Raw genomic sequence first — 22450 nt, 5'->3', positions numbered from 1 at the left:
CCAACAGAAGCCAAAGTGACTTTCGACAGCTAGGCAGCCCTAGGGGCTTGATGAGTCAAAGGCATTAAGTAAAAGGAATGAGTTGTTCGTAGCCCCCCCTTGGAAGCCTTGCCAAATCAGGGGTGAGTCTTACGCCTGCCGCCTCAACGAACAGGAAGTTCAACCCCGCAGCGAAAAGCATTTTTGCACCGCACGCACAGTTAAAAACATTACATTGATATCATTAGCCATTAATTAATGAGATCACTTTGATCTCATTAGCAAAGAACCAGCTGAATATCACGCTCAAGCTAGCCGCCCCCCTGTTGACGCATTTGCTTACATTAGTTACCAATATAAACGGCTTACCAAATAAGTTTGGAGCGACGGAAGTAACGAATACAAAGCCATCAATGCATCCACACGGAGAAACAAAATGACGGACTGGCTAAAATTATTATTTGACACGCTTTTGGTAACGGGATTTGGCATGCAGCATTCTGTTTTGGCCACTCTCAAGGTCAAAGCAATTGCAAACAAATTGGTCAAAATAGACTCGCTTGCCTGGCGCTCGATTGAAAGCCTCACAAACATATCCTACATCTTTATAGCCGCTTGGCTTTGGCAGCCGGTGGACCAAATTATTTGGTCACTGGAAGGAGTTAGCTACTACGTAGCAGCCGCCTTGGTAGCAGCCTCGTGGGTCTGGTATTGGCAGCTCCACTTGTTCGAGTACGACTGTGGATTGGCCTTCGGCTCTACAAGCTTCGTCTCCGCCATGGCCGGAAAAAGCAGTCTAAAGAACCCGCTCTGGAAAATCGGCTCTAGACGCTGGATAAGGTTCCCTGTTCATACCGCATTTTTTCCAATGTTTTTTCTTATACCAACGATGACCGCGGATCTATTGACCCTTGCGATCGTGCTGAATATCTACAATGTCATTGGGACCATTCTATATGACAAAAGACTGGAAAAGCTGGCAGGAGTTCAGTATTCAAACTATCAAAAAGTTACAGGAAACATCCTCCCCAACTTTAAAAGACTAGAAGGCGCAAAAGACATTGAGACCGCCGCCCCTCAACATTGGAAGACACCTCATATCCATGTAAGAGGGGTTGTAGGCGGTATCATTCTGGGCGTTTTTTACTGGGTCATAATAGGCGTACCAAATTCCAGTGGAGGATCTCTAGCGACCGCCGCCGCCGCGGGATTAGTAGGATCCATGTTGGTGGGCTTCATAATTGGGGCAGGCCCTCTTCCGGGCGGCCTGAAACCCTGGCAGCAGATGCAGACGAACCTATCAACAACCGTTGCGTTGGCCTCCGCTCTTGGAATTATCGTCTGGGCGGCATTGGTTATCTTCAAGACCCATGATCTGCCTTATGCTGCGGCCTTCTTACCTATGTGGTTCACCGTCCAATATATGGGGCATGTAATTGCATACCTCGTAGGTAACAAGCGGTGGTTCAAACACCACGCCCAAGACGAATTGGAAGGTACCCCTCCGACCATGCCACAGTCTAACTAGCCGCCCAGAAAAAACGGAAGAAGATCATGTTAAAATTTGGAAAATGGGAAAACGGCGGCGCGTACGAAGCGCTTACCTCTTTGGAATCTGCCAACCTGCTTCGAGAAACGGGCTACTTAAAAATAAAAGAATATCTTTCAGAAGACGAGCATGAAGCAATTCTAAATGAAATCATGCAGCTTCAGAAAATTCACTTAAGGCGCGATTTCATCATGCCAGGTTACGAGACCCCTCGTAACCTAAGCGTGGCAGGCGGCCGTCTGATTCGAAGAACTTGTCCAAAGATCCAGGCAATGTACGAAGATCAAACTATTGCCAATCTTATAGAGCGACAAGCAGGCCGCCCAATTTATCAGATTGACCATCCCGAAGAGTGTATTGTCGTGAATACACTATCGGCCCAAGGCGACACTCACGGATGGCATCTAGATGACCCTAGATACGCCTTTGTAATTGCAATAAGGGCCCCACGTTCAGGAGGCATGATAGAGCTTATTCCGAATTGGAATGCCTTCCAGAAAGCCTTCGCCGTCGAATCGCTGCCTTTGAATGAGCAGGTCAAGCTTGCTGACCAAGAAAACTTAATCATCAGAGATTTCTTAGACGCAAGAGATGCATACATATTGGAGGCAGGCAGTACATTGCATCGAGTCACACCACTGCAGAAAGGCGTAAGAACAGTAATAAATTTCGCCTTCCACGACAAACCAGAAGTTGTATACGGCGACACTGCGACGCTGCTATACCAGGCAAATAAGGAAAAGCAATGAAGGTTTTTGATGGAAAAGTGGTTGTCGTAACAGGGGGAGGTAGTGGAATTGGCCAAGCCTGTGCTCAAGCGTTTTCAGATCTAGGCGCCACGGTAGTAGCTCTAGATTTAAAATTCGGGGGCAAACAAGAACTCTCGGTTGAGCATCGGCTTACACTGGATCTAACAGATGAGAGCCGTGTAAATGCAGCTTTCGAGGCTATCCTCAGTGAGTACAAGAAGATAGACGTTCTTGTTAACAGCTGCGGCATCATCCATCGCGCGACCGTTATCGACACCTCTCTCAGTGATTGGAACAAAGTGATTGCAGCCAACTTAACATCCTGCTTTCTAACAAGTAGAGCAGCACTTCCGTCGATGGTTGAAAATGGAGCTGGCGCGATCATTAACATTTCATCTGGGTGGGGCATCGCCGGCGGGGACCGGGCCAGCGCCTATTGCGCCTCGAAAGGAGGAGTTGTTTTGCTTACAAAGGCCATGGCAGTTGACTACGGGAAAGCGAATATTCGTATCAATTGCGTATGCCCAGGAGATACCGACACTCCCTTGCTAGCGCAAGAGGCGTCATTGGTTGGGTCGTCCATAGATCGGTTTCGCGCAGCAGGGGCATCTAGGCCACTAGGCAGGATCGGGAAACCCGATGAAGTGGCTCAGGTAGTCGTCTTTCTGGCCTCGGAATCTTCGTCTTTTATCACAGGAGCAGTAATGCCTGTCGACGGAGGGGCGTCGGCCGGAACCGGCTAATAGCGCAGCCATTAAACATACAGCCCACAACACTAATTTTGGGTGCCCAATATGAAAGAAAAGCGCCAAATATCTTTAGCATCCGGAGTCGCAATAGCCATTTCTATGGTTATTGGATCCGGGCTATTCGGACTACCCGGCCTTGCCATACAGGCTGCGGGCCCGCTTAACTCCCTAATAGGCTGGGCAGTGGTGGTTGCAATAATGCCCGCCATGATACATATATTTTCCTATTTAGGCCGAAAGTACCCAGAGTCAGAAGGCGTTGCACTGTACGCCAGCATGGGCTTTGGAACTTGGTCAAAAAATGGAATCTTGATGCTCACCGCGGGCACGCTTCTAATAGGCATGCCAGCATTTTTTCTAGTCGGAGGAAGCTATGCCGCTTCGTTGCTAGGGCTAGATACATCTACTTGGTCGATTCCCTTAGCGATCGCAATAGCCATTTTGACGACTCTTGCGAACATATTTGGGCTCAAGCAACTAGGCTGGTTTAATACCGTCGCCATATTGTTAATCGTATCAGTGATTCTATTTGTTTGCGCTCGGTCCCTGCCTTACATCCCACAGCTTCTGGAAGTGGAAAGATGGAGGCAACCTGAAGTCGGTAATATCTCGAGCATCTGGTTAGCTGCCGGGATAGTTTTCTGGGCTTTTCAAGGCTGGGAAAATTTGACTTTCGGTTTCGGCGAGATCAAAGACCCTGACAAGAACATACCAAAAATATTCTGGATTAGTTTCTTGGTGGTTTCAGTCTGCTATCTAGGATTCGCAGCCGCTATAGCAGCATCGGCTATGGAAGGCTACTCAGTAGAAGGATTGAATGGTTTGGCCTCGATTGTACCAAACGGTGTTGTCGGCAAAATAATGCTAGGGCTTATGGTAATTATTTTGCTGGCCAACGCCAATTCTTGGGTATTTGGCTCTTCCCGGGCGTTTTATTCAGCGGCCAAAGCAGGCACCTTACCGTCCTTTTTATCGACCACTTCAAAAGATGGTACGCCCACCGCGTGCTTGGTAACTGCGCTGTTAGCCTACAGCCTCATTATATGGGCCATAGGTCACTTCGCGTTAAGCCCAGAAATCGCCTTTTTGGCAACTACTCAGGGGTTCATCATTCTTTATGGTGGCGCGATTTTAGCCTACACCAGAAAAACAACAGGGCTCGCAAATCGACTAATTTCCATAATCGCCGCTCTGGGATGGATTTTTCTAGCGCAAGGGTTCGGAAGCCTGATGCTCTACTCGATTTTCTGGTTCTTGGCCGGCGTTGGTCTTTCGCTTAAAAAAAAGGAAAAACCGGCCTTCGAAGCATCACATTGAAGTAACTCTTTCTAACCAAATTATCCCTATCGGGGCTTTAGCGAGGCATCAAAATGAGCGCAATTCTTCAGAAGCTGGAAGATACGAACTACAACGAACCATCAATCTGGGCCGACTGGCTGGATGCAAGCAACATCAAAATGCTCAATGAGCATCCTTTGATGGTGGCACTTGAAAAAGGGGAGGCCTCGCCGTCTCTGGTCAAGTCTTTGCTCGCGCAACATAGCCATTATTCTAAACATTTCACCCGCTACCTATGCGCCCTAATAAGCCAGATAAAAGACCCGCTCGACGTCGTGGCGCTAATAGACAACATGGTTGAAGAGATGGGCGTTGATGGAGAAGACCGTGTCACCCACGCTGAGCTATTTCAGCGCTCTTTACGCTGTGTAGGTGTATCGCCAGGTGATACACCTCCCCTTCAAGCAACGCTTGACATGGTTAATACGATGCTAAAGAGGTGCCAGGATCCTGATCCAATTGTGGGGCTTTCCGCCCTTTGCCTCGGTGCAGAAGCAATTGTGCCAACGATATATAAGCCAATTTTGTCGGCATTGGAGCATCTTAACTACGGACCCGATGCAACAGAGTTCTTCCGATTGCATATTGAAGATGATGAAGACCATGCCCTAGTGATGCTTGGCATCATGAATCGTCTTGTAGACGATTCTCCATTCAAAGTTGAGAAAGCCAAACAAGTTGGACTTGAGCTAATCCAGAAAAGGCTTGCTATTTTTGATGCAGTCTGGCGAAACCATCTGCACGAAGGAGCCGAATCACTCGCACCTCAGCAGAGCTATTCATCTAATGACTTCTGGCAGGTGCCTGGGCAGCTAACTGCGCGCATCCCTGAAAAGCTGACGCACAAGCAAGTCATTAACTCGTCGTCTACAAACGATGCAATTTTTTCAAACAAAAGAAACCATCCAGTACATACGGTGAATCTCCCGAGCAAAACGATTAGCATGACTATCGGGCGTCTTGTTCCTGGTGGCTCCACTCGTCTACACCGGCACAACTACGAGACCATCATCTATGTGATGTCGGGTAGCGGGCACTCGAAAATAGGCAGCGAAATTGTGCCCTGGGAAGCTGGCGATGCCTTCTACGTGCCCGTCTGGGCAGAGCACCAACACATAAACTCTGCCTCCGAAGAGTGTGTGTACATAGCATGCGAAAACGCGCCGCTACTCCAGAACCTCGGCGGTATTGCTTTAAGGGAAGAGTTGTAGCTCTCTAGCTACTGGACACCCCATAAGCACCGGCGCGTTTCAGGTGAAACCCAGGCTTGATGCGGGTTTGCTAACCTCATCGGGCGAGATAACGGTTTCCTGCTGACGTAACCCTATGCGCTTGGCAGCCTGTGAGCTACCCCCACAGGCGGCCAAGGCGTAGCTGTGAAAACAACTGTCCTTCTTATCTATCCTGTCTCATGGCGCCGAGTCGCTAGCGCTGTCCTATTTCTGCTGCTGAACCTACCCGTTGGTGATCAAGCCTTGGCCGCCGGCACTGCCTCGGAGCAGGCCAACGTCGACGCCATGATCCGCCAGCTCAACGCCGTCGAGGCGGTCGCCCGGCGCAGCGCCGAGCTACCCAGCGATGGCAGCGCCCGCTACCGGCTGGACTACAGCCGCCTCGCCGCTGACATCGCCCGGATCCGCCAGGGCCTGCAGGACTACCTGGCGCCCAGCCGGGCCCAACCGCGCGACGTGACCGAGCTTTCTGGCCAGTACCAGCGTGAAAGGGCCCAGCCATGAGCATGAGCGCGGCGCAAAACGCCGCCTTCCAGGCAGCAAGCGGTGTTTCCCCATCGGTCAGCAACACGCTCTGGCTCTCAGCAACCATGGCGCTCATCACGCTCTGGCTCGCCTGGCTATTGCTCAGCCTCTACAAGGGCTGGGCCAGCGGCAACCTCAAGCCAGACGCCGCAGGCGGCTCGGCTTTGCGGGGGCTGCTCCTATACGCCGTCATGACCTGGCTCATCTTGCACTAACCCCTCCCGAGGAGATTCCCATGCTGTCCCTCAACACGCTCGTCCGCCTAGGCGCCCGTACCCAACTCTATGCCATGACTGCCGCCCTGGCCCTACTCCCCGGCGTCAGTCGGGCAGGTCTTCCCGCCGTTCAGGACCCAAGTCGAGGCCAGGGCTCCACGTGGCTGGATATGTTCAAGAACTACTTTTATGACTTCGTCATGCTGGCCGGCATGGGGCTATGCGCCCTTGGCCTGCTCTTGGTCGCCCGTCACGGCATGACGGTTTATCACGAAATCCACATCGGTAAGAAAACCTGGCCGGATCTGTTCGCCACGGGGGCGGTAGGGGTCGTGCTGGTCTGCCTGACGATCTTCTTGGTCACCAAAGCCACCGGCATTATGTAAGCGGGGCGGGTACGCAGATGGACATCAACCATGACCTGCTCGAGGACGGCACGCTGCGCTTCCTGCCGAATCACCTCAACAACCAGCCCGTGGTGATCGGCGGCCTGACGACCTTCGAGATGTTCGCAACGATGGGCGTCTGTGGTGCCTTCGGCTTTATCGTCGGGATTCCCCTCGCCTTCTTCATCAACCCGGCCATGCCCATCCTGTGCATGCTCGGGTGTGCATGCCTTGGCCTGAGCGTGGCCAACCGCTTGCTGCGCCGCTGGAAGCGGGGCCGTCCGGAAACCTGGCTCTGGCGCCAGGCCGAATGGAAGCTCGCCCACTGGGGATTGGGCGGTCGCCGCCTGGTGATCCGCAGTGGCGCCTGGACCGTGAAGCGGATGGAGGGGCTATGAGCCGCGCCTGGAAGCTGTCCGAGTCGCAGCGCGCCCATATCAACACCTTGCGCATCGCCCTGGGGCTGATGACGGCCGTTGCCATTGGCGCCGGCGTCGGCTGGTACACCGCCCCCAAGGACCTGACCATCCATGTGCCGCCAGACCTGCGCTCCGGCAGCACCCGCAAGTGGTGGGACATCCCGCCTGAGTCGGTCTACACCTTCGGCCTGTATCTGTTCCAGCAACTGAACCGTTGGCCCACCGATGGCGAGAAGGACTACGCGAGCAACATCGAGCGGCTGAGCAACTACCTCACCCCCTCCTGCAAGACCTACCTGGAGGGTGACGAGGCGCTCAAGCGCAACGCCGGTGAGCTGCGCAAGCGGGTCCGCGGCGTCTACGAGATCCCCGGTGCCGGCTACGGCGACGATCCAACCCACCGTGTCCAGCAACTCTCCAACAACGACTGGACCGTGATGCTGGACATCTCCGCCGACGAATACCTGGCAGGCCAATTGGTCAAACGCGCCCTCGCCCGCTACCCGCTGCACATCGTCCGGGCCGACGTCGATCCCGAGAAGAATCCCTTCGGCCTGATGTGGGACTGCTACAGCGGCCAGCCGCAACGGATCGAGACAGCGGCTGAGGCAAAGGCCGGAGGTGCTCCATGAAGACTCGCCTTGCCCCTCTTCGTCTGCTGCTGGTACTGCTGGGCCTGCTCTTGGTCAGCGGCCTCGCCCAGGCTATCGAGATCCGCAAATGGGAGCGTATCCCGCTCGCCATCCCGCTGCTGGTGAATCAGGAACGGATTGTGTTCGTCGATGCCAACGTCCGCGTGGGCATGGATCCGGCCATCGCTGGCAAGCTGCGGGTGCAAAGCGCAGGCGGCGCGATCTACCTGCTGGCCAAGGAGCCCATCGCGCCTACCCGCCTCAAAGTCCAGAACGTCGCCACCGGCGAGATGCTGCTGCTCGACATCGCCGCCACGCCGGCGAAACCGGGCGAGGCGCCGCTGGAACCGATCCGCATCGTGCCGGGCGACAACCCGCCGACCCGCTACGGCCAGCTCGACGGCGCTACCGCCAAGCCTGCCGCCAAGCCCCGCGACCAGGCGGCAACTGACTCCGACGCGGACGACGAGCCCGCCCCGCCAAGGCGCGAGACGCCGATCCCCGTGGTGCTGACGCGCTACGCCGCGCAGATGCTCTACGCACCGCTGCGTACGGTCGAACCGGTGCCGGACATCGCCCAGGTCAGGGTCGATCCGCACCTGGACCTCTCGACGGTGCTGCCCACCCTGCCGGTGGACAGCCGCCCGCTGGGCGCCTGGCGCCTGGACGACTACTGGGTGACGGCGGTGAAGCTGCGCAACCAGACCAGCCAGCGCCTGACGCTGGATCCGCGCGAGCTGATGGGCGACTTCGCCACCGCTACCTTCCAGCACCCCTTCCTCGGCAGCCGCGGCGAGGCTAGCGACACCACGGTGCTCTACCTGGTGACGCGTAACCATGGCCTGGCGCAGTCGCTGATCCCGAGCCTGAACACGGCGGATCCCCGTCAGCACAAGGAGGCCCGCCATGCAGCTCAGGAGTAACCCGCTGCTCAAGTTCGGCCTGCTCGGCGTGCTCGCTCTGGTGGTGTTCGTCGGCGTCGGCCTACTGAAGGGCGGCAAGCCCAAGGCGCCCGAGCAACCTCAGGGCGTGCAACTCACGCCAGAACAAGCCCGGGCCCTGGGCGTGGAAGGCGACACCCCGAGCGACACTCTGCGCACCATCGTCGCCGAGAGCCGGCAGCTCAAGGATCAACTGAGCAAGCTCACCAGCGACAACAACAAGATCAAGGAAGATAACCAGCAGCTGACGGCGCAGCTCAGCAACATCAACAGCACGGTCGACAACCGCGTCCAGGCCGGCGTCACCCAGGCCCTAGAGAATCAGCAGAAGCAGAACCAGAGCCTGCTGGAGGGCCTGCAGAAGCAACTCAACCACCTCTCCCAGATGGGCAGCGGTACCGGGTCTGGCGGCGACATGCCCATCGGGCTGGGGATCAATCCCGGCGAAGGCAGCCAATTCAAGCAAGGGACCGGTAGCGATCTACTCTGGATCGAGCCGCAGGATGCGACGGCCGTCGATGCCAGCGGCAAGCCGGTCACCCCCGGTAGCGGCCAGGCCGCCAGTGGCTTCGCCTTCCCGACGTCCTTTGGAGCTGCTGGCCAGAAGACGCTGGACGTCACTGGCAGCGGCGCGCAGCGCCTCGCGGAGGGCCTGGAGGGCCCCGAACAGGCACGTAAGCAGGTGCGCAAGGTGTTCACGTTGCCGCAGAACTCGACGCTGATGGGCTCGGTGTCCATGACCGCCCTGGTCGGCCGGGTACCGGTGGACGGGACGGTCAACGACCCCTACCCCTTCAAGGTGCTGATCGGCCCGGACAACCTGGCCGCCAATGGCATCGACCTGCCCGACGTCGCCGGCGCCGTCGCCAGCGGGACCGCCTCGGGCGACTGGACGCTGTCCTGCGTGCGGGGCCAGATCCGTAGCCTCACCTTCGTCTTCAACGACGGCCGTGTCCGCACCCTACCGGCGCCGCAGCAGGCCAACGGCAACGCACAGAACGGCCAGAACAACCAGAACGCCTCCAGCAACGGTCAACCCGCCCCCATCCAAGGCGGCCTGGGCTGGATCAGCGATCCCTACGGTATCCCCTGCGTCGCCGGTGAGCGCCGCAGCAACGCTGCCCAATACATCGGCTCGCAGGCGCTGATCACCGCGGCCGGTGCCGGCGCGGCTACGCTGATGCCGAACAGCGGCACCAGCACGAGCTATGTCCAGACCCCGAACGGCACCATCGGTACCAGCGGCATGTCCGGCAACCAGGCTATGGGGCAGATCCTCAACCAGGGCGTCAGCGACATCTCCAGCTGGGTGAACAAGCTCTATGGCCAGGCCTTCGCCGCCGTCTACGTGCAGCCCGGGGCCAAGGTGGCCATCCACCTCGACCAGGAACTGGACATCGACTACGAACTCAAGGGCCGCAAGGTCGACTATCGCTCAGGAGCCCGCCATGCCTCGGCAGACCTCGACTGATCGGGCGCCGCTACGCCGCGCCGCCCTCCTCGCCCTGGTGTTGTTGGCCAGCGGCTGTTCCACCAACAAGGACAAGCTACTGCCCCACGGCGACCAGACCATGCTCGACGTCTGGAACGCCGGTACCACCGGCGGCGGCGACAGTGCCCGCGGCCGCCAGTTGCTCGATGCCCGCGCCACGCTACGCCGCCCGCTGGATCCGGCCCAGGCCCAGCCGCTGGCCGAGAACGCCGGCTACTCCCGTACCGCGCAGAATGAGATCTACAGCCAATTCCCGCGCCTGCCCAATCCGGATCTGGTCATGTACGTCTTCCCGCACCTGGCGGGCTCTGACCCAGCCCCCATTCCCGGCTACACCACCGTGTTCCCGTTCTATCAGCGTGTGCAATACGCCATGCCGGGTGAGCGGGTGGAGAACTACTGATGGGCCTATTCGAACGCCTACGCGGCCGCAAGGCCGTTGCTGCAGACACCCCGGTCGCGGTCGAGGCGCAAGGCCAGTCCCTAGCCGCGGTACCGGACCCTACTGAGCCCGTTCCGGAGGCAGGACTTTCCGCTGCGGGGGATTCGCCAGCTACGGCGCCGCACCCCGAGTCCATCCGGGCGACCCGGGCCCAGGAGGTCGACGAGGAAGCGGCCTATCAGCGCTACCTGGATCGGCTCAGGGCTCACGGCATCCCGGAGCCGGGATCCTGGATGACCGGCAAGGAGAAGCCGGCCACCGTGGCCGACGTGGCCAGGCTCTACGACGTCAATCCCAGCTTCACCAACCTGCTGCCCTGGGTGGAATACCTGGCCGAGCACCAGGCAATGCTGCTCGAGGACGGCAAGTCGCTGGCCGCCTTTTTCGACCTGGTACCGATCGGCACCGAGGGGCGCGACCCCGACTGGCTCCGCCAGGCCCGCGACGCCCTGGAGAACGCCCTGCAGGACAGCTTCGACGAACTGGAGGTCAGCCCCTGGGTCGTGCAGTTCTATGCCTACGACGAGATCCAGTTCGATACCTACCTGGACCAGTTGCGCCGCTATGTCCATCCCCGCGCGCAAGGCACGGCGTTCACCGAGCTGTACCTGAGCCTGATGAAGCACCATCTCTCCGCCATCTCCAAGCCTGGCGGGCTGTTCGAGGACAAGGTGGTCTCCAAGCTACCCTGGCGCGGCCAGCAGCGCCGTGTGCGGATGGTTGTGTCACGGCGCAGCGTTGAAGACGGCATGGTGCGCGGCCAGGATCCCGCACTCTATCTGAGCAATACCTGCGAGCGCCTGGTGGGCGCCCTGGCCAACGCCGGTGTCCGGGCTACCCGCATGGAGGAGCGGGTCATCCGGCACTGGCTCCTGCAATGGTTCAATCCCTGCCCCGATCACCTGGGGACGACCCGCCAGGACCATGATCGCTTCTTCGAACTGGTGAATACCCCGGTCGAAGCCGAGGAAGGCACCCTACCGGTGCTGGCCAGCGGCACGGATTTCTCGCAGTGCCTGTTCTACCGCGAGCCACGCTCGGACGCCGGCAAGGGCCTCTGGTTTTTCGACGGCCAACCCACCCGCGTGATCATGCTGGATCGACTACGCGAAGCGCCGAAAACTGGTCACCTGACCGGGGAAACCCGCAAGGGCGGCGATGCGCTGAACGCCCTGATGGACAAGCTGCCCGAGGACACGGTGCTGGCCATCACCCTGGTCATCACCCCCCAGGACACCCTGGAGGCTCATCTCAACCAGCTGCACAAGAAGTCCGTAGGCGACAACCAGGCCTCGGCGCTGACCCGCGAAGCCATCCAGGATGCGCGTTACCTCATTGGCCGCAAGCACAAGCTGTACAAGGGCAGCGTCGCCTTCTACGTGCGCGGCAAGGACGAGGCGCAGTTGACCCAGCGCTGCATGAACCTGACCAACACCCTGATGGGCGCCGGCATGGAACCGGTGCAACCTGACGATGAGGTCGCCGGCCTGTCCAGCTATCTGCGCTGGCTGCCGGCCAACTTCGACCCGAATCAGCCCAGGGCACTGGAGTGGTACGCCCAGATGCTGCTGGTACAGCACGTGGCCAACCTGGCACCGGTCTGGGGGCGGCATACCGGTACCGGGCATCCAGGGACCACCCTCTTCAATCGCGGCGGCGCGCCGCTGACGTTCGATCCTTTCAACAAGCTCGACCGACAGATGAATGCCCATGGCTTCATCTTCGGCCCAACCGGTTCCGGGAAGTCAGCGACGCTGAACAACCTGCTCTGCCAGTGGATCGCCTTGTATCGCCCGCGGGTCATCCTGGCCGAAGCCGGCAATTCGTTCGGCCTGCTTGCTGAGTTCGCCAAAAAGCTCGGCCTGACAGTCAACAAGGTACGCCTTGCACCGGGCTCGGGGATCAGCCTGGCCCCCTTCGCCGATGCTATCCGGCTTTACCAGGAGCCGAACCTGGTCAAGGTGCGCAACGCCGAAGATCTGGAGGCCTCCGACGACTACGCCAGTACCCTTGAGGACGAACAACGCGACATCCTCGGCGAGATGGAGATTATCGCTCGGCTGATGATCACCGGAGGCGAAGCCAAGGAGAATGCACGGATGTTGCGCCCGGACCGGGCCGCTATCCGCCATGCCATCCTGGCGGCGGCCGAGACCTGTGCCAAGGCGGGTCGCACCGTGCTGACGCAGGACATCCGCGACGCGCTGCGCGAGGCAGCTCGCGACGAGGGCCTGCCCCTGCCACGCCGCGAGCGTCTGCAGGAGATGGCCGAGTCCATGGACATGTTCTGCATGGGCGTAGACGGCGAGATGTTCAACCGCCCAGGCACGCCCTGGCCGGAAGCGGACATCACCATCGTCGACTTCGCCACCTTCGCCCGTGAGGGCTACTCGGCCCAGCTCGGCATCGCCTACATCTCGTTGCTCAACGCGGTGAACAACATCGCCGAGCGCGATCAGTTCTCCGGCCGACCGATCATCATGCCCAACGACGAAGGCCACATGTTCACCAAGGACGAGCTGCTGCTGCCCTACGTGGTGAAGATCACCAAGATGTGGCGAAAGCTCGGCGCCTGGTACTGGCTGGCCACTCAGAACATCGACGACATCCCACCCTCCGGCAAGCCGATGCTCAACATGATGGAGTGGTGGATCTGCCTCAACATGCCGCCGGATGAGGTGGAAAAGATCAGCCAATTCCGTTCGCTCACCCCGGCACAGAAGACGCTGATGCTGTCTGCACGCAAGGAGAGCGGCAAGTTCACCGAGGGGGTGGTGCTCTCCAAGTCGATGGAGGTGCTGTTCCGCGCGGTACCGCCGAGCCTGGCCCTGGCCCTGGCAATGACCGAGTCGGAAGAAAAAGCCCAGCGCGGGCAACTGATGCGCGAACACGGCGTCGATGAGCTGGGCGCCGCCCTGATGATCGCCGAGGACCTGGACCGTAAACGCGGCATCGAGCCTTTCCGGTTCGACCTGGAGCAGTTCCGCACGGAGTACCGGGAATGAGAGCGATGGACCAGCTTACCCAGAACCTCATCGACAGCCTGACCGAGCTGCTCAGCCAGCCCGGGCAGGACACCCTGACGGCGCTGCAGATCTGCGGGCCAGTACTGATCACCAACCTGCAGGCAGTGAAGACACGCGCCGTGGACCGTCGGGAGATCGAGGACCAGCTCACCCGAGCCGTCAAAGACTGGCTGGCCAAACACCCGCAGCCGGACGAGGCGCAGCAGGCGCTGCTCGAGGTGCTTCACCGCGATGTCCTGGGCAGACAGCACGACGAGGCCTCGGCATGAACTTCAACGGCCTCACCCGCAGGCAGGCTTTGGGGTTGTGGGTAGCCATCCCCTGCATGCTGTATGTCTTCTGGCACGGCTTGGAATTGCTTGCTGCAATGCAGCCAGCCGCGGAGCCAGCGACACCGACGTTCATCTACGGCAATCCCGAGGCGCGCTTCACGCTAGTCGAGTATGCCGATCTTGAATGCCCCTACTGCAAGGATGCCTATCCGAAGGTAAAGCAGCTCGTTGATCGGCATGACCAGTTGAACTGGCAGTGGCAGCACCTGCCGCTACCCATGCACGGTGAGGCGGCCCAGTACGAGGCCCGCCTGGTGACCTGTGCGGGTTGGCTGGGCGGCAATGCGATGTTCTGGCAGGCTTTGGAGGCGGTCTATCGGCACAGCCGCGGGAACGGTGCGGGTCTGGCGGTACCGCTCGATCAGTTGGGCTTACCCCCGCGTATGTCACTGGAGCATCTGCAGGAGTGCGCCCACCGAAACGAGAAGGTACGCCAGGTGGTCGCCGATCAGGCCGCAGCTGCGGCCCGCAAGCAGATCGATGCCACCCCGACCTACGAGCTGAGGGACAACCGTTCAGGGCGGAGCATAGGGCTTGCGGCCCTGCTGGACGAAGCTGGCATGCTCTCCGCTATGGACTGGCTTGCGGCTCAAGGACGAGTGGATGCGCAATCCGGCCGATGACATTCCAGCTTGGCTGGCCGGTCTTTCTGATCGAGCGTTAAGGCGGCTCTATAGCCGCCTCACATACCTGCTGCGGTTGATAGATGTTGAGATGCTACGGCGCGACCTTCAGCGCCGACGTAACGTATCAGCAAACATTCCTGAGAAACGATCCTGACAAAGTACCTATCTTGGGATAGATGCAATACCAGTGACATTGTAACAATCGCTCTTTCTATCACTGCATGTAATGATACTTGTCAACGAACAATAAGTCGTTTGTATCCCGACATCAATCACCCCATTAACCAAATCTGCATCTAAATATTGACAGGAGCTCTCGAGGGGGAATGAGTTTGAGTTGGACTGATCCAGTCCCTAACCTGCTCAAGGTATTCCAACACACAATACTGAAGACTTGACAAATAAACCCTAAGATCCGATTCATAGCACAAAAAATCAACTGCATTCTCATCTATTTCGGAACGACCGCTACCGTAGACATGCTGGGGTCCGTAATCGTCACTTTCAGGGTCTTCCTCATAGTTTTCCACAAGCAGCCTTACTTTGTCAGTAATAACCAACCATTGCATCGCCCGTTTAGATCCGAGCGAAGAAGCGATATTAAGAGTTGCAGAAAAATCAGAATATCTGGAATGAGCTGTAAATAGAGCACATTTGAGCTTCACAAAGTTAGGCTCTTTTTTTACCTCGGTTATTAAGCCGTCTATGCGATCTATAGAAAGCAGATTGAGATCCACCTCTGTGATGGCCATGGTATGGCCAAAAAAATGGGATTTCGAATAAGAGTCCACAATAGAGCCGACTAAACGATTAAGAACCTCAACGTTCTGCTGCTCTCTTTTCATTCGAGGAAAAACCTCAATCACTATATAGAAAAAATAGGCAGCTATTAAGCTAGTAAGCAGATCACCGACGACATCCTCGAACGCCTGAGATTGAAAAAAGATGACCACACCAGGCCACGCTTCCTGCATGAAGCCAGAAGGGCGGAATTTAATTTTCACGGCGCACAGGCAGACGAAAGCGACTGCCGACCAGAAAAATAATTTACGCTCAAATTTATCTTTTAAAAATTCAAGAATTAGCTTCGACATTAGCATAGCCTTCCAATTGATTTAGTGCTTAGCAAAGGTGAGACCACGGTTTCGCTAAATAGCTAAAACACACAGCCCGGCTACCCGCCACGCGCGAATTTTATGACACTACTCAACCCGTAGGCGAGATACCTCTACGCTCATCGGATTTTTCTTCCTCCTGACACCTCAGTCGATTACATTGTATTTTTTTGATGGAGGTACGGACATGAAAGGTGTTGTTTACGATCCGCCGGGTGCAGGCCTTCCTTATCTCGCCGTCGTCCTGCATAACAACGAAGTGGTAGTAGCTAGAGCTGTATCCTCCGTAGCGGCCGGAGAGGCGTTGATTGCTAAAGTTTTTGAAGACTTTGCCGCAGCTAAAGCTCGTGGTGAATTCTAAAAGTCTAGAGGCCCAGCCTAGTTATCGGACACCCTTTCACAATCGACGCTAAGCACTGATGATCTTGACCAGTCGATCCTACTGGTCATCCTCTGCTCCCGCACAGGGAGCAGCTACCGTAACTGATACCAGTCAAACGCTAACCTCCCAGGACCAGAATATGGTTTCCCGCTGACCCAACCCGCCTGATCGCGTTTCCTGTACCAGCCCATCTCCGCCTGGTACTGGATCATGCCCGCTACGCCCTTTCCCTCGCCCACCAATCGACCCATCCACAGGGTCTGCCTGCTGTTGGCCGTTATCGTCGGCTACCTGCCGCTGGCTCATGCCGATGTCGTCGCCATCTCCGACCACGCTCACCCGCTGAACAACCTGGCCGGTGCCCGTGTCGTGCTGCTGGATGCCCCGGAGCGAATCGAGCAGGACCTATCTGCAGGCCTGCCGGTGGATCCTCATCAGGCCGCCGCCCTGATGCAACAACGCCTACGTTCAGCCTCGGCGCAGCAGCTGGGCCGGGATCTGGTCAAGGCGCACCAGGACGTCGCCGACGCCTGGAGCCTGGGCGTCACCAAGGTACCAGCCGTGGTGGTAGACCGCCGTTATGTGGTCTACGGGCAACCTGATGTGGCGGCGGCGGTGGCCAGCATCGCGCGCTACCGGAGCAGCGGACGATGAAGCGCCTTCGCTCGCTCCGCCGCCTGGCCATGGCCGTCCCATTCGCCACCAGCCTGCAGGCCACGGCCGCGGTTACCACCGCAGCCATCGTGTCGTCCTCCCTCTCGCCAGACTGCCTGGAGTACAAGGTGGTCGGCATCTGCTACTGGCTGTTCTGTACGCCATACGGCTGCAAGGTGAAGACCTCAGTCAAGGTCCGGCACTACGTGCCCGACGCGGTAGTGTCGAGCTACGCCAACACGGGGGAGAACCCCTGGACGGAGATGGCCTCCTTCAGCCCTGTCAGCAGTGTTGCCGCCGGCGGCAACGACCCGGGCGACAGTCCCATCCAGGCCAACACCACGATCAGCGCTCGCTTCAAAAACGTCGATGTCATCGGCCACCCGGGCGGCTACGTCTTCAGTCAGTTCGCCAGCGGCTCCGGCTACACCTGCAAGGGCGCCGGCACGGCCTATATGCCCTATCTGCTAAGCAACTACGACTACTTGGCCTGGCGCTACGGCATTCCCGAGACGGTCTATCCCGAGGCCCTGATCCCGGGGCGTCGCGAGGTCGGCGGCACCCTGTCCGGTGACCTCTGGGGCAACGTCTATCCGCGCAGCGGCTTCCTGCATCAGCCCGATGACTACAAGGCCGCCGCGGTGATGGCCCAGCGCGCTGGCGACGTGGTCACCCGCTCTGGCCAGATCCACGTCTACCAGTCGCTGCTCGCCAAGGCCGAGGACGGCTACTGGCCCGCCGGCGAGTTGCTCGAGGGAGACGCCAGTACCGGTAAGTGGCAAGAGCTCACTCCCACGCTGAGCCAGAGCTGCGCCGTCTTCCCCAATGCCGGTCCGCACGTCCAGGACATCCAGGGCGCCTACGCTTGGGCGCTCTGGCGCCCCTATAGCTGCTGCAAACGAGAAGGCCAGGTCTTTCTCGGCAGCACCGACTTTCAATGATCAGGGAGCTGTCGATCATGCACCACAAGCGCCTCACCCCCCTCCCCCTGCTGGCCAGCACCTGCCTGGCCTGGGCGATCAGCAACGCCCAAGCGGCAGATACGCCTTACCGGATCCAGTCCCAGGGCAGCGTCATCGGCGACGACGTGCTCTACAGCATCGGCGGCGGCAGCGCGGTGTCGATGGGCAGCGTCGGCAACATGGACAGCATCCAAATCGGTGGGGGCTGGAACGCCAACCTCATCTGCGGAAACCTGAGCCTGACAAACACCCTGCAGAACCAGCTCAACGGCGCCACCCAGGGCTTCCAGACCATCATGAGTTCGGTGCTGCAGAACGCCACCGCCGCCGTAGGCTCCCTACCCGGTCTGATCCTACAGCGGGCCAACCCGGGCCTGTACAACCTGATCACCAACGGCATCGGCCAGGCGCGCCTGGACTTCGACCGGTCGAAGGGCACCTGCCGTGCGATCGCCGACAAGATGCTCGATGTGGCCGGTGGCCAAGTCGGCTGGAACAAACTGGCCGAAGGCGAAGCCATGAAGTCCGCTGCTACCAGCACCACCGATGCGGTCGCCGCCATCCACCAGGTCGAGCAGAAGGGTGGCAACGACGGCGTGACCTGGGTGGGCGGGACCAAGGCCGGTGGCAGCGGGCAGCAACCGATCAAGGTGGTCAGCGACGTCACCAAGGCTGGCTACAACCTGCTCAGCGGCAGGGCGCCGACCAGTACTGGCTCCATCCCAGCTAGTAGCTGCAACGGCGGGCTCGTCTGCAGCACTTGGTCTTCACCCCAGGAAGCGGCGACCTTCGCCACCCGGGTCCTGGGCGAGCAACAGCAGCAGACCTGTGACAACTGCCAGACAACCGTGACCCAGGCCGGCGCCGGCCTGACCCCACTGATCCAGGAAACCTACGACACGAAGCTGAAGCTGATCAACGACCTGCTCGCCCAGCGCAAGCCGCTGACCGACGAGAACCTGGCCGCCGCCGGCAGCAACGCCATCCCGGTCACCCGCGGCCTGGTGGAAGCGCTGCGCAACGACCAGGACCAGGACGTCCTGGCCAAGCGCCTGGCTTCTGAAGTCTCTCTCGCCGAGATCATCGAGAAGGCGCTTGCTCTGCTGCGCGTGATCTTCGCCGGGAGCCAGGAACCCAACGTTGCAGCCAACGAGGTGGCGCAGAAGCAAGTCGGCCAGGACACCGCCCAGTTGCAGACCGAGATCCAGAACCTCAAGACCGAGCTGGACCTGCGCCGCGAGATGGCGGGTAACGCCCCGACCACCATCTTGCAGCGCGCCGCGATCCGGAAAGACGCCTCCAAGGGCATCTTCCAGGGCGATCCCCTGCCGAACCGGCTGGATCGGGTCGAAAACCCGAGCAAGGGGCAATGACCATGACGACGTCTCTCTGGAGGAATCGGCTGCGCGCACTAGCCGGCTTCGGCCGTTGCGGGCTGCACCGCACCTGGTCGCTGCTGTGGCCCTTCCTGCTAGCCATCGGCCTGGCCCTGGGTTTCGTATTGGTCACCGCCTGGGGATTCGGGGACCTGCAGAACTACCGGCAATGGGTTGGGGCGCATCAGGCAGGCTTCCTGGTGTGGCGCCTCTGCCTCTACACCGGCCTGGTCGCGCTCTGGCGTAAGCCCCGCCGGCGGCTGCTCAAGGCTGCCGATGACCGAGGGCGTATTTACCGCTGCGAGCTGCTCGCCGTACTGGTGATTGTCCTGTTCGAACTGCGCAACGCTGGCCTACTGTAGGAGATCGCCATGGAGCTCTACACCAACGACTACTTGGAGTACTACCTAACCCTAGTCGGCTGGATCATCAACAACGGCATCTGGGAGATGATCGGCGGGACCGGCGTGTTCGCCGCTCCCTTCGCCGCTATCGTCATCCAAGAATGGCTCCGTGCCCGCGGCGAGGGTCAGGACGAGGGCAACAAGGGCGTCCTCAGCCTAGCCCGCATCGAAAACCGGTTCTTCGTGGCCATCTTAGTCATCATGCTCGGATTGATGCCGGTACCGGCTTCCAGCGTAAGCTTTTCGACCCTCCAGTACGACCGGACCCGCTCCGAACAATGCCAGGTCAGCGTGCCCAAGCCCGAAGCGACCGGGTGGGGAACATCTTTCAGCACCCTGAACGGCAAGAGTGCCCAGATTCCGATCTGGTGGGCGGTAGTCCACGCGCTGTCCAAGGGTGCCACCGCGTCGGCAGTGGCCAGTATCCCGTGCGGCCAGGACTTGCAGCAGTTGCGCATGGAGGTGAACGCCGAGCGAATTGACAACCCGCTGCTCGCCCAGGAGGTTGCCGACTTCACCAACGACTGCTACGGCCGCGCTCGGGCCAAGCTATTCATGACCCAGCCCACACTGACGGACAAGCAGTACCAGGACATCAGTTGGATCGGCTCGAAGTATTTCCTAAACACCGCCGGCTACTACAGCGACGGCTTCTCGGGCTTTCGCTCCCATACCCCGCGTAAGGCCTGGCCCTATGACAGCACCCGCGATGCGGGCCTGGCACAGACCACGGGTGGTGGAGGCTACCCGACCTGCTCCCAGTGGTGGTCGGATGGCACCATAGGACTACGTGCACGTCTGCTGGCACAGGTTCAACCAGACACCCTGACCAAGCTGGCACAGTGGGCAAGCTTCATGTCGCAGGACGAGGTGGATGACTCAGTGATCCGGGATCTCGTCTCGCCAAAGAAGCATGTCCTGACCCAGGGCCAGGTCTACGGGGACTATGGCGGTCAGGTAGGCAGCTCGCTGTATAACGACGCAGCCCGTCTCACGGCAGGCCTTGGGCAGGCCGTAGGCTCACTGGCCTACTTCCCTGCGATGGACAGTGTGCGACAGGCGGCGCCCATGGTGATGGCCTTTATCAAGATGGCCCTCATCATTTGTATCCCTTTCGTGCTGGTGCTGGGCACCTACGATCTCAAGGTGGCGATGACACTCACCTTCGCCCAGTTCGCGCTGATATTCGTGGACTTCTGGTTGCAACTGGCGAGGTGGGTGGATAGCACCATCATGGATGCGCTGTATGGCACCGGGATCTACAAAGTGAACAACACCGCACCACACGCGAACTTCGATCCCATCATCGGGTTGAGCAACATGCAAGGTGACATGCTACTGAACTACGTCATGGGAGCTATGTTCTTGATCCTGCCGGCGTTTTGGTTGACCGCCATGACTTGGGCTGGCTTTCAAGCAGGAAGCTTGGCAAGCGCTCTCGCAACTGGAGCACAGGCTGCCAAGGGGGAAAGTGGACACATTGGCCGGCAAGCTGGAGGGGCAGTAACAGCTGCTGCAACGAAGGGTATTGCCAGGTCATCAAGTCAAGATTAGAGGTAACTGGTGGGGCCAATTTAGGCCCTACCATCTATTCCCGTCTTTATCGTAATGACCGTGCCCAAATAGGCCGTCTCTCACACCCTCTTCTTCGAAAAACCGATGCTCATTCTCCGAGGATAGTGGCTGAGAGCTAGATCCTCGAAAGCTCCCCATCACAAACATTGCAGCGATGGCTACAAGAGCTCCCAGAAACAGCGGTAGTAAGTAGTAAGCACAGAGGACGATAGCTACGGCACGCATCGACCACTTGATGACTTGGACCAACGAGCTAGACCTTGAGTCACGCTCAAACCTGCGCCAAAAGAGGGCTTCAACTCGAAAAGGGGAAGCCATGCAGCGGCCTACTTTCAAAGCAGTGCGTTCGCGCTTATGCATGATGGCGAGCCCCAAAGTAATGTAAAGGGATTGCGTAATGCCATCACTTATACGCCCCAACCGGTGACGCCGCAAGTGCCATGGCATAAACTGCCATGCATCCCGTTCATCCTTCCTGGAGCAGCCATGCCCACCCGCAACATCCTCATCCCCGACCCGCTTTCCAACGAGATCGATCGCCTGGTGGAGAGCGGTCGCTACCAGAATGCCAGCGAGGTGATACGCAATGGGGTCCGCCTGCTGATCCAGCAAGAGGCCATGGTCTCCGCCAAGATCGAGGCACTGCGCAACGCTACGGGCTCAGCCATCCAGCAGCTGGAGCAGGGAACGTTCGACGAGGTGCCCGCCGACGACCTGGAGCAGTACCTGGAAGGCCTAGGACTTGAAGACAGCCGGATAGGCCACTGAGCCCATGAAGTACCGCATCTCCGCCGAGGCTCGCCGAGATCTTGCAGACATCGTGGTGTACTCCGCTCAGCAGTTCGGCCCAGCAGCCCGCAAGCGCTACCAGAGCCTGCTGGTCAGCAGCTTCAGTCTGATCGCAGCCGAGCCCTACGCGCCGGTCACTCGTGCCCGTGATGAGCTGCACGAGGGCCTACGCAGTCTCCACCTGGCTAACACCCAAAGGGGCATTCCGGCAGACCAGCGCGTCGGCCAGCCTCGCCATGTAGTGTTTTACCGGATCGCGGCCGAAGACGTCATCGAGATCGTCCGGCTGCTGCACGAGGTGATGGAGCCCAAGGAACATCTGGCCAGTCCGGAATAACCAGACGCGCCGGAAGGGCCAAAATGGGCTGAAGCAAAGGAGGGAATGGAAGGGGGCTTTAAGGGTAAGAGCCCTACCCGAAAGGGCCTCCGCGTTCGTGAAATGACCCCCAAATGTTGGACAGGGTTGGTTTCAAGCAACGAGCACTGGTCTGAACGGGAACTAGAGAGGTGGCCTCTGCGAGATCGCCTCACGCAAGGTATCAAACGATGCTTCGCTAGGAC

25 protein-coding genes are annotated in these 22450 nt (G+C 58.9%); 24 read left to right on the top strand and 1 reads right to left on the bottom strand.

Translation table 11 applies throughout. From position 1 onward, the window contains the following. The first annotated feature begins 415 nt into the window (after window positions 1-415). From QZ471_RS02605 to QZ471_RS02530, 16 genes are all read left to right on the top strand, one after another. On the top strand, window positions 416-1507 hold the full coding sequence (locus tag QZ471_RS02605; RefSeq protein WP_295460757.1) for a hypothetical protein: 1092 nt from the start codon (window positions 416-418) through the stop codon (window positions 1505-1507). 26 nt (window positions 1508-1533) lie between these two features. Further along, window positions 1534-2277 carry a hypothetical protein gene (locus QZ471_RS02600; protein WP_295460756.1) on the top strand — a complete coding sequence of 248 codons (744 nt, stop codon included), beginning with the start codon at window positions 1534-1536 and terminating at the stop codon, window positions 2275-2277. Next, a complete protein-coding gene (locus QZ471_RS02595) occupies window positions 2274-3020 on the top strand; it encodes an SDR family oxidoreductase (protein WP_295460755.1) in 747 nt (248 codons plus the stop codon). The genes QZ471_RS02600 and QZ471_RS02595 overlap by 4 nt, the downstream gene beginning before the upstream one ends. 51 nt (window positions 3021-3071) lie before the next feature. After that, window positions 3072-4343, top strand: coding sequence for an APC family permease (locus QZ471_RS02590; protein ID WP_295460754.1), 1272 nt, complete (start codon window positions 3072-3074; stop codon window positions 4341-4343). A 53-nt stretch (window positions 4344-4396) separates the two neighbouring features. Continuing rightward, window positions 4397-5575, top strand: a complete 1179-nt coding sequence (locus QZ471_RS02585; protein WP_295460753.1) for an iron-containing redox enzyme family protein — start codon at window positions 4397-4399, stop codon at window positions 5573-5575. A gap of 231 nt (window positions 5576-5806) precedes the next feature. After that, entirely contained in the window at window positions 5807-6100 is a 294-nt protein-coding gene (locus QZ471_RS02580; protein ID WP_295461448.1) for an RAQPRD family integrative conjugative element protein, read from the top strand. Next, window positions 6097-6336: a TIGR03758 family integrating conjugative element protein gene (locus tag QZ471_RS02575; RefSeq protein WP_058767919.1), complete on the top strand. Its 240-nt coding sequence runs from the start codon at window positions 6097-6099 to the stop codon at window positions 6334-6336. The genes QZ471_RS02580 and QZ471_RS02575 overlap by 4 nt, the downstream gene beginning before the upstream one ends. A 20-nt stretch (window positions 6337-6356) precedes the next feature. Then, complete coding sequence (locus QZ471_RS02570; protein WP_295460752.1) at window positions 6357-6722, top strand: TIGR03745 family integrating conjugative element membrane protein; 366 nt, start codon at window positions 6357-6359, stop codon at window positions 6720-6722. 17 nt (window positions 6723-6739) lie between these two features. After that, window positions 6740-7120 (top strand): TIGR03750 family conjugal transfer protein, encoded by a 381-nt coding sequence (locus tag QZ471_RS02565; RefSeq protein ID WP_295460751.1) that lies wholly within the window; start codon window positions 6740-6742, stop codon window positions 7118-7120. Continuing rightward, window positions 7117-7773: a PFL_4703 family integrating conjugative element protein gene (locus tag QZ471_RS02560; RefSeq protein ID WP_295460750.1), complete on the top strand. Its 657-nt coding sequence runs from the start codon at window positions 7117-7119 to the stop codon at window positions 7771-7773. The genes QZ471_RS02565 and QZ471_RS02560 overlap by 4 nt, the downstream gene beginning before the upstream one ends. Next, a complete protein-coding gene (locus tag QZ471_RS02555; protein ID WP_295460749.1) occupies window positions 7770-8696 on the top strand; it encodes a TIGR03749 family integrating conjugative element protein in 927 nt (308 codons plus the stop codon). The genes QZ471_RS02560 and QZ471_RS02555 overlap by 4 nt, the downstream gene beginning before the upstream one ends. Then, on the top strand, window positions 8680-10185 hold the full coding sequence (locus QZ471_RS02550; RefSeq protein ID WP_295460748.1) for a TIGR03752 family integrating conjugative element protein: 1506 nt from the start codon (window positions 8680-8682) through the stop codon (window positions 10183-10185). The genes QZ471_RS02555 and QZ471_RS02550 overlap by 17 nt, the downstream gene beginning before the upstream one ends. Next, complete coding sequence (locus tag QZ471_RS02545) at window positions 10163-10609, top strand: TIGR03751 family conjugal transfer lipoprotein (RefSeq protein WP_295460747.1); 447 nt, start codon at window positions 10163-10165, stop codon at window positions 10607-10609. Before QZ471_RS02550 ends, QZ471_RS02545 begins: the two co-directional genes overlap by 23 nt. A 272-nt stretch (window positions 10610-10881) precedes the next feature. Beyond that, entirely contained in the window at window positions 10882-13653 is a 2772-nt protein-coding gene (locus tag QZ471_RS02540; protein ID WP_295461446.1) for a conjugative transfer ATPase, read from the top strand. Next, window positions 13650-13943, top strand: coding sequence for a hypothetical protein (locus tag QZ471_RS02535; RefSeq protein WP_074528222.1), 294 nt, complete (start codon window positions 13650-13652; stop codon window positions 13941-13943). The genes QZ471_RS02540 and QZ471_RS02535 overlap by 4 nt, the downstream gene beginning before the upstream one ends. Continuing rightward, entirely contained in the window at window positions 13940-14629 is a 690-nt protein-coding gene (locus tag QZ471_RS02530) for a DsbA family protein (RefSeq protein ID WP_295460746.1), read from the top strand. Before QZ471_RS02535 ends, QZ471_RS02530 begins: the two co-directional genes overlap by 4 nt. A gap of 299 nt (window positions 14630-14928) precedes the next feature. Here the strand turns inward: QZ471_RS02530 and QZ471_RS02525 are convergent, their stop codons facing one another. Next, window positions 14929-15726: a hypothetical protein gene (locus QZ471_RS02525; protein WP_295460745.1), complete on the bottom strand. Its 798-nt coding sequence runs from the start codon at window positions 15724-15726 to the stop codon at window positions 14929-14931. Window positions 15727-15934: 208 nt separating this feature from the next. Here QZ471_RS02525 and QZ471_RS02520 point away from each other — a divergent pair, with 208 nt between their 5' ends. The 8 genes from QZ471_RS02520 to QZ471_RS02485 all read left to right on the top strand — a co-directional run bounded on the left by QZ471_RS02520 (window position 15935) and on the right by QZ471_RS02485 (window position 22226). Then, window positions 15935-16108: a hypothetical protein gene (locus tag QZ471_RS02520; RefSeq protein ID WP_295460744.1), complete on the top strand. Its 174-nt coding sequence runs from the start codon at window positions 15935-15937 to the stop codon at window positions 16106-16108. A gap of 231 nt (window positions 16109-16339) precedes the next feature. Continuing rightward, window positions 16340-16783, top strand: a complete 444-nt coding sequence (locus tag QZ471_RS02515; protein ID WP_295460743.1) for a TIGR03757 family integrating conjugative element protein — start codon at window positions 16340-16342, stop codon at window positions 16781-16783. A 29-nt stretch (window positions 16784-16812) separates the two neighbouring features. Continuing rightward, entirely contained in the window at window positions 16813-17724 is a 912-nt protein-coding gene (locus tag QZ471_RS02510; protein ID WP_295461444.1) for a TIGR03756 family integrating conjugative element protein, read from the top strand. A 17-nt stretch (window positions 17725-17741) separates the two neighbouring features. Continuing rightward, a complete protein-coding gene (locus tag QZ471_RS02505; RefSeq protein WP_295460742.1) occupies window positions 17742-19118 on the top strand; it encodes an integrating conjugative element protein in 1377 nt (458 codons plus the stop codon). Window positions 19119-19120: 2 nt separating this feature from the next. Beyond that, entirely contained in the window at window positions 19121-19483 is a 363-nt protein-coding gene (locus tag QZ471_RS02500) for a hypothetical protein (RefSeq protein ID WP_295460741.1), read from the top strand. Window positions 19484-19492: 9 nt separating this feature from the next. Next, window positions 19493-21079 (top strand): conjugal transfer protein TraG N-terminal domain-containing protein, encoded by a 1587-nt coding sequence (locus QZ471_RS02495; RefSeq protein WP_295460740.1) that lies wholly within the window; start codon window positions 19493-19495, stop codon window positions 21077-21079. Between the two features lie 507 nt (window positions 21080-21586). Next, the gene (locus QZ471_RS02490) at window positions 21587-21868 is read left to right on the top strand and encodes a type II toxin-antitoxin system ParD family antitoxin (RefSeq protein ID WP_295460739.1); all 282 of its coding nucleotides are present in this window, start codon (window positions 21587-21589) and stop codon (window positions 21866-21868) included. Between the two features lie 4 nt (window positions 21869-21872). After that, the gene (locus tag QZ471_RS02485; protein WP_295460738.1) at window positions 21873-22226 is read left to right on the top strand and encodes a type II toxin-antitoxin system RelE/ParE family toxin; all 354 of its coding nucleotides are present in this window, start codon (window positions 21873-21875) and stop codon (window positions 22224-22226) included. Window positions 22227-22450: the final 224 nt, after the last annotated feature.

The sequence above is a fragment of the uncultured Pseudomonas sp. genome (assembly GCF_913774235.1).
Taxonomy (GTDB): Bacteria; Pseudomonadota; Gammaproteobacteria; order Pseudomonadales; family Pseudomonadaceae; genus Chryseomonas.
Note: the sequence above shows the minus strand (reverse complement) of the source record. Positions and strands in the feature narration are given on the sequence as shown.